We start from the raw sequence: 13101 nt of genomic DNA on the forward strand, positions 1-13101 counted from the left end.
ATTACGCCTTCGAACCCTGTCGCAAAAGGTACAGTTGATGACGAACAATCGCCGCGCCGTCTTCCTTGATCACCCTTCCCTGGACCAGGGGGACCTTGACCTCAGCGAGTTGCGGGAAGTTTTCAGCGACTTGCAGCTGTGCGAGCAGACCTCGGCGGACCAGGTGGTCGAGCGCCTGCAAGGTGCCCAGGTAGCGATCAGTAACAAGATCCTGCTCAACGCCCAGACCCTGGCCGCCTGCCCCGACCTGAAGCTGATCCTGATCGCCGCCACCGGCACCAACAACGTTGACCTGGCCGCCGCCCGTGCCCAGGGTATTACCGTAAGTAACTGCCAGGGCTACGGCACGCCCTCGGTGGCGCAACATACGATCATGCTGCTGCTCAACCTCGCCACACGCCTGAAGGACTATCAAAAAGACGTCGACGCCGGCCTGTGGCAGCAAGCCAAGCAGTTCTGCCTGCTGGATTACCCGATTGTCGAGCTGGAAGGCAAAACCCTGGGTTTACTCGGCCACGGCGAACTGGGCGGCGCCGTCGCGCGTCTGGCCGAAGCCTTCGGTATGCGCGTGGTGCTGGGAGCCATTCCTGGCCGCCCGGCCCGTGCAGATCGGGTACCGCTGGATGAACTGCTGCCGCAAATCGACGCCCTGACCCTGCATTGCCCGCTCAATGAACACACGCGTCACTTTATCGGTGCCCGCGAGTTGGCGCTGCTCAAGCCGGGCGCGTTTGTGGTCAACACCGCACGCGGTGGCCTGATCGATGAACAAGCCTTGGCCGATGCCTTGCGCGGCGGTCATCTGGGCGGCGCGGCCACCGATGTGCTGAGCGTCGAACCGCCGGCCACCGGCAACCCACTGCTGGCCGGCGACATCCCGCGGCTGATCATCACCCCCCACAGTGCCTGGGGCAGTCGCGAGGCGCGGCAACGGATCGTCGGCCAATTGACCGAAAACGCCCGAGGCTTTTTCAGCGGCGCACCGCAGCGCGTCGTCAGTTGATAAACTGCGCTCCTTTTTCAGGGAGCAGACCATGGATCCGCGCAGTGAAGTACTGCTTCGTCAGGCCGAACTTTTTCAAGGCAACGTGTTGCTGGCCGGCCTGCCCGCCGACGACCTGCTGGGGCGGCTGCCCAATGCCCATGGCTGGTGCTGGCATGCCGGCGATCAGGCGGCGCTGGATGCACGGTTTGCCGAGCGCAGCCATTTCGGGGTGAATGTGCCGGATCGCGCATTCGATACGGCCGTGGTGTTCCTGCCCAAGTCCAAGGACCTGGCTGATTACATCCTCAAGGCCGTGGCCGCCCGTCTGCCGGGCGCCGAGCTGTACCTGGTAGGCGAAAAACGCGGCGGCATCGAAAGCGCCGCCAAGCAACTGAACGCCTTTGGCAAACCACGCAAGCTCGACAATGCGCGGCACTGCCAACTGTGGCTGGCTACCGTGGCCGACGCCCCGCCAGCCCCCGAACTGGCGAGCCTGGCCCAAGTCTTTGAAGTGCCACTGGCCGACGGCCCGCTCAAGGTCGTCAGCCTGCCGGGCGTGTTCAGCCATGGCCGCCTGGATCGCGGCACCGCACTGTTGCTGGAACACCTGGACAAACTGCCCAGCGGTCATCTGCTGGACTTCGGCTGTGGCGCCGGCGTGCTGGGTGCGGCGGTCAAGCGGCGCTACCCGCACAACACCGTGACGCTGCTTGATGTGGACGCCTTCGCCACCGCCAGCAGTCGCCTGACCCTTGAAGCCAATGGCCTGGAAGGCGACGTGCTGACCGGCGATGGCATCGACGCCGCGCCCATGGGCCTGGATGCGATTCTGAGCAACCCGCCGTTCCATGTCGGGGTGCATACGGACTATTTCGCAACGGAAAACCTGCTGCGAAAAGCACGCCAACATCTGAAAAACGGCGGCGAACTTCGGCTAGTTGCCAATAGCTTCCTGAAGTATCAACCGCTGATCGAAGAGCATCTGGGCGTCTGCGCAGTCAAGGCTGAGGGCCAGGGTTTTCGCATCTACCGCGCCAAGCGCGGCTGACGGGCGTTTGAAAAAGAAGGCTTGCCGAATGGATTTTGCCAAGGCAGAATCCGCTCCGTCCTAGGGGAGTAGTCTCCCACGAGCAACATGCTCGTCCGGCATACGTCAACATACTTGGTCAGCAGACCATGGCGTATGCGACCCAGGAGTCCGCACAGACGGACCGGGGTTTGACAAGACCTATGACACGCACACCTTACCCGGGGCGGGAAGGCTGTACGTGTCATAGCCGTGTCGACCCGCCCCTGGAAACCTACCTGATGCTGGATTCACTTCTCGTTCCTACCGCAATCGTTGCCTTGGCCGAAATCGGCGACAAGACGCAGTTGCTCGCGCTTATTCTTGCCGCACGCTTTCGCAAACCCTGGCCGATCATCGCCGGCATCATCGCCGCGACCCTGGCCAACCACGCCGCCGCCGGTGCCGTGGGCGCCTGGTTTGGCAGTTTCTTCTCGGACGCGGTGCTGCACTGGATCCTCGCCGCGAGCTTCTGCGCCACGGCCTTGTGGACCCTGGTGCCAGACAAACTCGACGATGACGAGGCCAGCACCTCACGTAAGTTCGGGCCGTTCCTGACCACACTGATTGCGTTCTTTATCGCGGAAATCGGTGACAAGACGCAGATCGCCACAGTGATGCTGGCGGCGCAATATCCGGAGTTGTGGCTGGTGATTATCGGCACCACCTTAGGGATGCTGATTGCCAACGTGCCGGTGGTTCTGGCGGGGAATTTCGCGGCAGAGAAACTGCCACTGACCCTGATTCGGCGCCTGGCGGCCTCGGCGTTCTTCATCCTGGCGCTGGTGGCGGTGTACAAGGCCATGCAAAGCAGCGGCTGGATCTGATGTGGGAGCGGGCTTGCCCGCGATAACAGTGGCTCAGTTGATAAATATGTAACTGATACACCGCTATCGCAGGCAAGCCAGCCCCCACACTTGGCGTTTCACACAGTCCGAGCTATCAGGACTTCTTGGCCTGTTGGTAAAGCGGCATCACCTTGGGAATCGCCGCCTGCAGCGAAGCGATCCGGCTGCTGGAGGCCGGGTGGGTGCTCATGAATTCAGGCGGTGCGCCTTCCGAGGCCTTGGCCATCTTGTTCCACAGCGTGATCGCGGCGTTCGGGTTGTAACCGGCGCGGGCCGACAGTTCCAGGCCAATCAGGTCGGCTTCGTTTTCATTGCTGCGGCTGTTGGGCAAGGTCATGCCGTAGTTGGCCACGGTGTCGGCCAGCGCCATGCTGTCCTGGCCCAGGCCCAGCAATGCGCCGGCGCCTTGCTTGGCCATCTCGATGCCATAGGCCTTGGACATGGCTTCACGGCCATGCTCACGCAGGGCGTGGGCAATTTCATGGCCCATGACCGCGGCCAATTCATCGTCGGTCAACTTGAGCGTGTCGATCAGCCCACTGTAGACAAAGATCTTGCCGCCAGGCCCGCAGTTGGCGTTCATCTCATCGCTCTTGATCAGGTTCACTTCCCACTTCCACTGCGCCGCATCCGGGCGGAAGGTGGGGGCCTGGGCGATCAGCCGCTTGGCAATGGCCTGCACGCGCTTGGCGTTGGCGCTGGTCTTGTCCACCAGGCCCTTGCCACTGGCTTCGCCCAGGGTCTGTTGGTACGACTGCGCGTACATCTGGTCGACTTCCTGGCTCGACAGCATGCTGAACATGTACTGCTTGCGCTCCACACCCACGGCACCGCCGCTGGTGGTGTTGACCGACTGGCAACCGGCGAGCAGCAGGGCTGCGCTCAATGCCGTTAACGCCAAATATTTTTTCATGCACATTCTCCCTGAAAACATGGCGCGTATCGTAGGCCCTCCTCTGTATCGGCGCTAGATACACCAGACGCTTAACCGCTAATTTCAGACTCCCCCCACGCCCATGACCATTCTATAAGCGACATTCCTGATTCTTTTGCAGGGCAGCGCCTCATGTCTGCCGGGCCTGTGGCCGATATAAAAAAGGCAGATCATGCCCCCAGCGCCCGGAGCCATCATGAAATTCAAGTCGATTCAGTTTTCTGTCGCGGCATTGGCCGGAGCCATTGTCCTGAGCGTCGTGGCGGCCCTGGTGCTGTACGCGCTGTTCGCCGGCGCACGGACCCAGGAAATGGTGCAGCAACGTACCCAGGCGCAATTTGAGCAAGTCATCGAACAACGTCTTACGGCATTGGCGCAAACCCAGGCCACCCTTATCCAGCGCGAACTGGAAGCGCCACTGGTGACCGCCAAAGGCCTGGCCACCACCAATGCGCTGATGGGCATGAAAGACGCAAACGGCGCCGCCCCGCTGCAGGTCAGTCGTGAACAACTGATCAACCTGCTGCACGAAACCGTGGTGCGCAACCCGAAAATCCTCGGTTCCTATATCGCCTGGGAACCCAATGCCATCGACCACAATGACGCCCATTACCTGAACTCCACCGTCGTTGGTGTAGAACCCAGCAACGGGCGCTTCATGCCCTGGTGGTTCCGCAACCAGGACGGCAGCCTGGGCCTGGAAAAACTCGCCGACCTGACTGACCAGAAAATCCTCTCCACCGGCATTCGCGCCAGCGAGTACTACCTCTGCTCCTAGGAAACCCAGAAGCCCTGCGCCATCGACCCGGCCCCCTATCGGGTGGGCAACACCACGGTGATGCTGGCCTCGTTTATCGAACCGATCATGGTCGACGGCGCGTTCCAGGGCATCGTCGGCGCCGATCTGTCGGTGAATTTCATCCAGGAAATGCTCACCGCAGCCGACCAGAAGCTTTACAACGGCGCCGGTGAAATGGCACTGATTTCCAACAACGGCCGCCTGGTGGCCTACACCCAGGACCCTAGCAAGCTGGGGGAAAAGGCCAGCGACCTGCTCGACAAAAATGAACTGGATAACCTCGGCCAACTGAAAACCGGTGAGGTGCGCTACGACATCGACCAGGCCAACGGGCATATCGAGTTGTTCCTGCCCTTTAACATCGGCCAGACCGATGCGCGCTGGACCCTGATGCTGCAACTGCCCCTGGGCGCGGTCATGGCCGACCTGCACACCCTGCAAGGCGACCTCGAGGCCCAACGCAAAACCGATATTTTCGGCATGACCATGGTCGGCCTGTTGATTGCCGGCATCGGCCTGCTGGTGATCTGGCTGGTGGGCCACGGCATTGCCCGGCCGCTCAAGCAAATGGTGGCGATGCTCAATGACATCGCCCAGGGCGAAGGCGACCTGACCCGCCGCCTGACCAGTGACCGCGCCGATGAACTGGGCGCGATTGCGGCGGGCTTCAACACCTTCCTGATCAAGTTGCAGGGCATGATTACCCAGGTGGTCAGTTCGGTGCAGAAGGTCAGCGACTCCTCGGAGCACACCGCCGATATCGCCATCCGCACCAACCAGGGCGTGCACAAACAGATGGTCGAGATCGACCAGGTCGCCACTGCCGTGCACGAAATGACCGCCACCGCCCAAGACGTGGCGCGCAATGCCACCCAGGCCGCCCAGGCTGCCACCCACGCAGACCAGGCCGCGAGCCAGGGCATGCAGATTGTGCGCGACACCTCCACGTCCATCGGCGCCCTGGCCCTGGAGATCGGCAAGGCAGTGGGCGTGGTCCAGGCCCTGGCCAAGGACAGCGAAAACATCAATGCCATCCTGATTGCTATCCGCGGCATTGCCGAGCAGACCAACCTGCTGGCCCTCAACGCCGCAATCGAAGCCGCCCGGGCTGGCGAGCAGGGCCGGGGGTTTGCGGTAGTAGCCGACGAAGTGCGCAACCTGGCGCAGAAAACCCAGAAAGCCACCGAAGAAATCCAGACCATGATCCAGCAATTGCAGCAAGGCACGCGGGACGTGGTGCGGGTCATGGAAGACAGCCAGCAGCGCACCGATGAAAGCGTGCACCATGCCGCCAAGGCCGCCCAGGCTCTGGAGACCATCACCCAGGCCGTATCGGTGATCAATGATATGAACACGCAGATTGCCAGTGCAGCGGAAGAACAGAGCGCGGTGGCCGAGGACATCAACCGGAATGTGATCAATATCGGCCAGGTGGCCAACGAAGTGGCAGGCGGTGCCGATGAGTCCAGTGCCGCGAGCGCGGGGCTGACCCAGTTGGCGGAGCAGCAGCGGCGGTTGATCAATCAGTTCAAGGTCTGAAGGCTTTAGTGGACTTTAGGGCCTCATCGCTGGCAAGCCAGCTCCCACATGTGATGTGTGAATACATTCAAATGTGAGAGCTGGCTTGCCAGCGATGGCCATAAGTATCTACACAACTTTGCCGCAACGCCTAAATCCAGGCAGATAGCGCAGTTGTGGCGAGCGGGCTTGCCCCGCGCTGGGCTGCGAAGCAGCCCCAGTAAGCCGTATGCGGTGTATCAGATACTCCGTAGCGGCTGGTTTTAGGGCTGCTTCGTAGCCCAGCGCGGGGCAAGCCCGCTCGCCACAGGAGAGTTCGTCAGTTTCTGAAAGTTGTGTAGATACCTATGCAGCGATGGTGGCAGTACATCCCCCCACAACCTTCAAGCTCACCCCGGAGTAAGGCATTCCGGCCCATTGAGCTTGGGATCATTGACCATATTAGCCAGCACCCGCTCGCGCAACGCGGTGGGCTCACCGGCCAGCAATCCCTGCAACACATGCAACGGCGTCTCGGGATCCAGCCAGGCCTCCTGCCCCGCCGCATCCAGAATCAACGGCCGGCGCTGGCTCTGCGCCGCCTGGGTAACCACCGCCGCGCTCAGCCATACCTGCTCCTGCACTGGGTAGGCCTCCCAGATCGCCGCAAAAAACAGGGTCGAACCCTCCCCCGGCGTCAACCAGTACGGGCGCTTGCGCTGGGTGCCGCGCCATTCATAAAAGCCATTGGCCGGCAGCAGGCAACGGCGCAGGCGAAAGGCCTCGCGAAACATCGGCTGTTCGGCCAGGGTTTCGGCGCGGGCGTGGGCCGGGGTGCGGGACAGATCGGTCAACCACGGCGGCGTCAGCCCCCAACGGGCCCGCGCCAGGGTGCGCTGGCCGTCAGTGGCGCGCTGGATCAGCACCGAATCATTGGGGGAAATATTCCACTGGGCCTGTTGATCCGCCGGGAAACCCGGCAAGGCAGCAAAGGCGGGATTCCAGCGAAACAGGGCATAACGTCCACACATGGGGCAACACGACTCTTGGGTAAACCGATCGACAGCCTAACAGACCAGCACGTCGGGGTAGCTGTCGGGTTCGTCGCCGGGCAATGGTTGCGCACCGATATACGCAGTAATCAGCTCGCGGGCGTAGGTGGCCTGGTCGTTCTCCACCTCCAAGCCCAACAGGCCGAAAATCGGCAGCTCACCCGTGCCACCGAGCAGATGGCGCCCCACCAGATGGGCATCGATGCCTTCGCTGGCGAGCATTTGCTGCAACAACTCACCTTCCATCAGGTTTTCCGGCTCGTAGATTCGTTGCATGGCCGCTCCCTTTACTCGTTCTCGCTGCGCACTTCGAGCATCCATTCGTCGCCATGTACCTGCAGGTCGAAAATGATCGGCCGACAGCACACCTGGCAGTCTTCTACATAGTTCTGGTCACCGCCGGACAAATCCACGTTTGTCTCGCTCTGTTCACCACAATAAGGACAATCGTACAGCGCACTTTCGAGCATCGCGGTCTCCCAGGTGACTTGTGCGTATAATCGCCGGTCTATTTGCAGGGCTTTTTCGTTTGATGCCATTTGTTCAGACCTCGCCCTGTCACTTATCGATCCAAACCTTTACTTACCCTAGCCGTTTCTAACAAGAGAGCATGATGGGCGAATTCGATACCATCCGACCTTACAACGACAGCGAAGTCCCGGCAGTGCTGGCCCGGCTGTTCAGTGACAAGGCCTTTCTGGACATCCTGACCCACTTTCGCTTCCCGCGCTTTGCCGGCGCCTTTGGCTGGCTGCTCAAGCCGCTGATCGCCCAGAAGCTGCGCCGTGAGTTCGCCGGTGTCACCACCGTCGCCACCTTGCAGGACAAAGTCGAGTTTTACGTCGACCACACCATTGACCGGGCGACCGACGGCGTCACCTATACCGGGGTCGAGCAGCTCAAGTCCGGCACGGCCTACGTGTTCCTGGCCAACCACCGCGATATCGTGATGGACCCGGCCTTCGTCAACTATGCGGTGTACCACGCCGGCCTGCCAACACCGCGTATTGCCATCGGTGACAACCTGCTGCAGAAGCCGTTTGTCAGCGACCTGATGCGCCTGAACAAGAGTTTTATCGTGCACCGCTCCATCACCGGGCGGCGCGAGAAAATGGCGGCGTATCAGTTGCTGTCGGCCTACATCAATCATTCGATCCGTAACGACTGCCAGTCGATCTGGATCGCCCAGGCCGAAGGTCGCGCCAAGGATGGGGATGATCGCACCGAGTCGGCGATCCTCAAGATGTTCCATATGAGCCGCAAGGACGAGCCATTCGCCGACGTCATCCTGTCGCTGAACCTGACGCCAGTGTCCATCAGCTACGAATACGACCCGTGCGACGCCGCCAAGGCCCGCGAGCTGTATATCCGCGCCACCACCGGGACCTACACCAAGGCGCCAGGCGAGGATGACGTGAGCATTGCCCTGGGCATCACCGGCTACAAGGGCCGGGTCCATATCAACTTTGCGCCGCCCATCACCGAGCGTTTTGAAGACACCAAGCTGCTGGCCATCGAGATGGACCGGCAGATTCTCGGCGGGTATCGGTTGTTTCCAGTGCACTACCTGGCGTATGCACAGTGGAGCGACGCCGACCCGCAGTTGCAGGTGCCGACGGCGGCCGAGGTATTCCCGGCGGACGAATTGGCCAAGGCGAAAGCGGAGTGGGAACGGCGTTTGAATGCCTGCCCGGCAGAGCACCGACCGTATCTGGTGCTGCAATATGCGACGCCAGTGCGTAATCAGTACCGGGTCAAAGCAGGGATCCCCCTTTAAACTACCGTCTAAATGTGGGAGCGGGCTTGCTCGCGAAAGCGGTGGATCAGTTAGTACAGATTTGACTGATCCACCGCTTTCGCGAGCAAGCCCGCTCCCACAGTTGTTTTGTGGTGTTTTTACAGTCGAGTACTGAGCCAGGACAGCAGCAACGCCAGGCTAAGACAGGCAAAGCTAATGCGATAGCCAAGGCGATGACTGCGCTCGGCACGCACATCCAGAAACAACATCGGCTGGTCGATGGCCCGCTCTTCGCTCTGTGCGGCCAGATTGGCCATTGCGCGTTGTTCGCGCAGCCGAGTGATGAACAGCAGCCCCGCGCCAGGGCACGCAATCAGCAGTGCAGCGGTATTGATCAGTAGCGCAGACAACGGCATTTCAAACCCCAGTGTGACAATTGTCCATCCAGATGCGCTCTCCCGCGCATTGCAGCTCCCTGCCCCCATTGACGAGCAATGTATCGGGTAATTTACAACGTCACCTGAACGTCACCTTAACAAGCCACTCTGTTGCCCTTCGAACACCCGGGAGCTTGTCATGTTGCACGCGCAGAACCAGGATCGGCTGTACCTGATCGCCCCAAGCGATGAGCAAGAGGCGCTGGTCGGCGGCCTGGCGTTCAATGTCCAGGACCGGCACTGGCTGGTGTATTGCGCCCTCGGCGGGCATCAACATGCCGACCTGCCGGAGCTGGATCTGCTGACTGGCGTGAGTGTGCTGGACTTTTATGTCGAAACGGCGGCATGACGCCCACAGGCACAAAAAAGCCGGGCCCGTGACGGGGCCCGGCTTTTTTACCAGCGATTATTGCGAGCTGAGGATCTGGCCGATGCTTGGATCCTTGAACAAGCGCGTCAGGGCATCGCTCAACACGTCGCTGACCAGCTTGGTGTTGGTTTCCTGGTTCGGCGCCATGCCGAAGCGTTGGTCCAGGGATGCACCGTAACGGCCACTGTAGCGGCGGTTGCCGGCCGACACATCAGAGCGGAAGGTCGCACCGATGGTGGCTTCGGTCACGTACAGGCCTTCCTTGGGCGACTGGTACTTCAGCTCGGCCAGGGTCACGGTCAACTGCGGTGCGCCTGGCGAGTTGCTGGTCGGGGTGAAGCCCAGCAGGCGCACAGCCGCTTCGGCCTGGGCTTGCAGCTTGGGCAGTACGTCGGCGCCGGTCACCGTGATAGCGCTGGTTTCCGGGTACAGGCCGCCGCGGGTGCCCAGGGTCGGCGATGGACGACCATCAACGACACGCACCGATACCGGCTGGCCATGGCCCACAGGCGCCAACTGGGTGGTGAGCTTGGGTTGCGGGCTGAGTTGCTGCGGGCTGTGGGCGCAGCCAACCAGGGTCAAGCTGGTCACAGTGATCAAACCGAACAACAGGCGTTGCAACATGCTTTTCTCTCCAGAATTCAGGTACCGACAGGCCGGCAGTATAGCGGCGCACCACCGCCTGGAACTAGCGCCAGTTACAACCTCGGACCCAGGCCCGCCTGCCGCGGTTCAATGTCACCGATATGTCATGCTGGGCTGGCATGCTTGCCCCCATTATCAGGAGGCCGACCATGCTCAATCTTCTCTGGCGCTTTTTCGCTCGCACACCCGTCCGTCGCAACTTTGCCCTGCTCGACCTGCAAGGTCGCTGCCAGGCATTCAAGCAATGCAGCCAGCCGCCCGTAGGCGAGGGTTGGGTCGAAGTCGACGAGATCCGCCTGAGCTGGATGCACCATCCGCTGCCCGCCCGCGCACGCGTCAGCCCGCGCCGTGCACGGTCATCGCACCGCCTGCCGTTGACCGCCTGACCGAAGCGCTAATAAAAGTCATAAAACACGTCCATTTCCCCGCAGTTCTTCGCTACAATCTCCCCCCGATTATAAGGACGTCTCCTGATCGGGCCTCGCAGCATCGCTAATGCCCAGGTATTAGCTCCCCCGCACCGCCCACAGAGAGCCGCCCACACAGATCGAGTGAAGCTGGTGAGCTGGCTGTTTTGTCTGCAAACCTGCGCCTTTACCGAATCTGCCAGAGCTGCCATTGCGCTCGGCCACTTGAGTTGTTTGCCCGTTATGCCGCGTGTCGGCAGTGATTTCGGGCCAGGTGCCAGGCTGGGGCAGCCCTTTTTTGAGGTTCACGTCTTCAAAAGAGCGTGAAAAAAACGGGTTTTCACAACTTCACAAGAGTGTGGCGAGCAAATGAATAGTTTTGCGTTTGTACAAGCACCATCAACGTCTGGCACTGCCCAACCACACAGGACCGAGTACTCCTCAAAAACCGGAGCTTGAAGCCTGTCCGCTACGGATTTGGTTGCACGATCGGACGTACTTGACCATAAGTCGAATTGCCACAGGGCCCCTGAAATGCGTTCATATGCAGATAAGGCCTGGTCGGCAGCGTCCGCTGAAGTTGCAAAAAAATTGCGAAGAATCGGACATGGCGATCCTGGCCATGGGTAACCTGGGGCATTACGTGAACCGCCCCGTCACTCCTGGCAGCCATGCCGTCAATTTGGTGCTGCAGATTTTGGAGACGCGTTAAATGGCGCATAACGAAGCAGTCGACGTAGTACTGGTAGGTGCGGGCATCATGAGTGCCACCCTCGCCGTACTGCTCAAGGAGCTCGACCCCGGCCTCAAGCTGGAAGTCGTTGAGCTGATGGACTCGGGTGCCGCGGAGAGTTCCAACCCGTGGAACAACGCCGGTACCGGTCACGCAGGGCTGTGTGAGCTGAACTACACCCCGCAGGCTGGCGATGGCTCCATCGACATCAAGAAAGCCGTGCACATCAACACCCAGTTCGAGGTGTCGAAGCAGTTCTGGGCGTACCTGACCAAAAAAGGCACCTTTGGCTCGTCCAAGTCCTTTATCAGCCCGGTGCCGCACTTGAGCTTCGTGCAGGGCGAAAAAGGCGTGTCGTTCCTCAAGAAGCGCTTTGAGACACTCAGCCAACACCACGCGTTCTCGGACATGCACTACACCGAAGACCGGGCAGAAATGGCCGAGTGGATGCCGCTGATGATGCCCGGCCGCCCCGCTGACGAAAAAGTCGCCGCGACCCGCGTGATGAACGGTACCGACGTCAACTTCGGCGCCCTGACCAACCAATTGCTGGCGCACCTGAGCAGCTCGGCAGATGCCCAGGTCAAGTACAGCAAGCGCGTCACCGGCCTCAAGCGCAATGGCGCCGGCTGGACCGTGAGCATCAAGGACGTCAACAGCGGCAACACCCGCCATGTCGACGCCAAGTTCGTGTTCCTCGGCGCCGGTGGCGCGGCCCTGCCGCTGCTGCAAGCCTCGGGCATCGAAGAAAGCAAAGGTTTTGGTGGCTTCCCGGTCAGCGGCCAGTGGCTGCGTTGCGACAACCCGGAAGTGGTCAAGCAGCACCAGGCCAAGGTCTACAGCCAGGCCGCCGTGGGTTCGCCACCGATGTCGGTGCCGCACCTGGACACCCGCGTGGTGGAGGGCAAGAAATCCCTGCTGTTCGGTCCATACGCCGGCTTTACTACCAAGTTCCTCAAGTTCGGCTCGTTCCTTGACCTGCCCATGTCGATCCGCCTCGGCAATATCGGCCCGATGCTGGCCGTAGCCCGCGACAACATGGACCTGACCAAGTACCTGGTCAGCGAAGTGATGCAATCGATGGAGCAGCGCCTGGAATCCCTGCGCCGCTTCTACCCCGAGGCCAAAGCCGAGGACTGGCGCCTGGAAGTGGCCGGCCAGCGGGTGCAGATCATCAAGAAAGACCCGAAGAAAGGCGGCGTGCTGCAATTTGGTACCGAACTGGTCGCGGCCAAGGACGGTTCGCTGGCTGCGCTGCTGGGCGCCTCCCCAGGTGCTTCGGTGACGGTTTCAATCATGCTGGAACTGATCGAACGCTGCTTCCCGGCACAGGCGGCCGGCGAGTGGGCGGCCAAGCTGCAGGAAATCTTCCCGGCCCGGGAAAAAATCCTGGAGACCGATGCCGAGCTGTACCGCAAGATCAGCGTGCAGAACAACATCAGCCTGGAACTGGTTGAGCAAAGCAGCGAAACCTGTGGGAGCGAGCTTGCTCGCGAAAATCGTTAACGATAACGCAGCGTACTTGATTCAACGCGGCGCTCTCAGGCCCTTCGCGAGCAAGCTTGCTCCTACAAAGAAGCGATAAAAAAC

13 protein-coding genes, 1 pseudogene and 1 riboswitch are annotated in these 13101 nt (G+C 60.9%); of the genes and pseudogenes, 8 read left to right on the plus strand and 6 right to left on the minus strand.

What is annotated here, in order from left to right:
• Positions 1–37: 37 nt before the first annotated feature.
• From FIV38_RS00670 to FIV38_RS00680, 3 genes are all read left to right on the plus strand, one after another.
• Positions 38–1003, plus strand: a complete 966-nt coding sequence (locus tag FIV38_RS00670; protein ID WP_092238231.1) for a 2-hydroxyacid dehydrogenase — start codon at positions 38–40, stop codon at positions 1001–1003.
• A gap of 31 nt (positions 1004–1034) precedes the next feature.
• Complete coding sequence (locus FIV38_RS00675) at positions 1035–2033, plus strand: class I SAM-dependent methyltransferase (RefSeq protein WP_029297791.1); 999 nt, start codon at positions 1035–1037, stop codon at positions 2031–2033.
• Between the two features lie 50 nt (positions 2034–2083).
• Positions 2084–2205: riboswitch (yybP-ykoY riboswitch) on the plus strand.
• A gap of 88 nt (positions 2206–2293) precedes the next feature.
• Complete coding sequence (locus tag FIV38_RS00680) at positions 2294–2878, plus strand: TMEM165/GDT1 family protein (RefSeq protein WP_029297789.1); 585 nt, start codon at positions 2294–2296, stop codon at positions 2876–2878.
• 115 nt (positions 2879–2993) lie between these two features.
• On the opposite strand, the gene FIV38_RS00685 is transcribed toward FIV38_RS00680, so the two are convergent.
• On the minus strand, positions 2994–3812 hold the full coding sequence (locus tag FIV38_RS00685) for a M48 family metallopeptidase (RefSeq protein WP_092238234.1): 819 nt from the start codon (positions 3810–3812) through the stop codon (positions 2994–2996).
• Positions 3813–4029: 217 nt separating this feature from the next.
• Here FIV38_RS00685 and FIV38_RS00690 point away from each other — a divergent pair.
• A pseudogene (locus tag FIV38_RS00690) lies at positions 4030–6171 on the plus strand (methyl-accepting chemotaxis protein).
• 368 nt (positions 6172–6539) lie between these two features.
• On the opposite strand, the gene FIV38_RS00695 reads toward FIV38_RS00690, so the two are convergent.
• Genes FIV38_RS00695 through FIV38_RS00705 form a run of 3 tightly spaced genes read right to left on the minus strand, consistent with a single transcriptional unit; the run spans position 6540 to position 7651 of the window.
• Complete coding sequence (locus FIV38_RS00695) at positions 6540–7160, minus strand: SOS response-associated peptidase (protein WP_070994094.1); 621 nt, start codon at positions 7158–7160, stop codon at positions 6540–6542.
• A 36-nt stretch (positions 7161–7196) separates the two neighbouring features.
• Entirely contained in the window at positions 7197–7457 is a 261-nt protein-coding gene (locus tag FIV38_RS00700; RefSeq protein ID WP_029297781.1) for a putative signal transducing protein, read from the minus strand.
• 11 nt (positions 7458–7468) lie between these two features.
• Positions 7469–7651: a CPXCG motif-containing cysteine-rich protein gene (locus FIV38_RS00705; RefSeq protein ID WP_092238237.1), complete on the minus strand. Its 183-nt coding sequence runs from the start codon at positions 7649–7651 to the stop codon at positions 7469–7471.
• Between the two features lie 143 nt (positions 7652–7794).
• Between FIV38_RS00705 and FIV38_RS00710 the strand changes: the two genes are divergently transcribed.
• A complete protein-coding gene (locus tag FIV38_RS00710) occupies positions 7795–8958 on the plus strand; it encodes a 1-acyl-sn-glycerol-3-phosphate acyltransferase (protein WP_029297779.1) in 1164 nt (387 codons plus the stop codon).
• Between the two features lie 119 nt (positions 8959–9077).
• Here the strand turns inward: FIV38_RS00710 and FIV38_RS00715 are convergent, their stop codons facing one another.
• Positions 9078–9335, minus strand: a complete 258-nt coding sequence (locus FIV38_RS00715; protein ID WP_092238240.1) for a hypothetical protein — start codon at positions 9333–9335, stop codon at positions 9078–9080.
• A gap of 160 nt (positions 9336–9495) precedes the next feature.
• Here FIV38_RS00715 and FIV38_RS00720 point away from each other — a divergent pair, with 160 nt between their 5' ends.
• Positions 9496–9705: a hypothetical protein gene (locus FIV38_RS00720; RefSeq protein ID WP_008434269.1), complete on the plus strand. Its 210-nt coding sequence runs from the start codon at positions 9496–9498 to the stop codon at positions 9703–9705.
• Between the two features lie 57 nt (positions 9706–9762).
• Here FIV38_RS00720 and FIV38_RS00725 read toward each other — a convergent pair whose 3' ends face one another.
• Positions 9763–10350 carry a YajG family lipoprotein gene (locus tag FIV38_RS00725; protein ID WP_029291738.1) on the minus strand — a complete coding sequence of 196 codons (588 nt, stop codon included), beginning with the start codon at positions 10348–10350 and terminating at the stop codon, positions 9763–9765.
• Between the two features lie 170 nt (positions 10351–10520).
• Between FIV38_RS00725 and FIV38_RS00730 the strand changes: the two genes are divergently transcribed.
• Both FIV38_RS00730 and mqo read left to right on the plus strand, forming a co-directional pair.
• Positions 10521–10757, plus strand: a complete 237-nt coding sequence (locus FIV38_RS00730) for a hypothetical protein (RefSeq protein ID WP_092238243.1) — start codon at positions 10521–10523, stop codon at positions 10755–10757.
• 733 nt (positions 10758–11490) lie between these two features.
• Positions 11491–13017, plus strand: coding sequence for a malate dehydrogenase (quinone) (mqo, locus tag FIV38_RS00735; RefSeq protein WP_029291742.1), 1527 nt, complete (start codon positions 11491–11493; stop codon positions 13015–13017).
• Positions 13018–13101: the final 84 nt, after the last annotated feature.

This window comes from Pseudomonas proteolytica, from assembly GCF_007858275.1.
Lineage (GTDB): Bacteria > Pseudomonadota > Gammaproteobacteria > Pseudomonadales > Pseudomonadaceae > Aquipseudomonas > Aquipseudomonas proteolytica.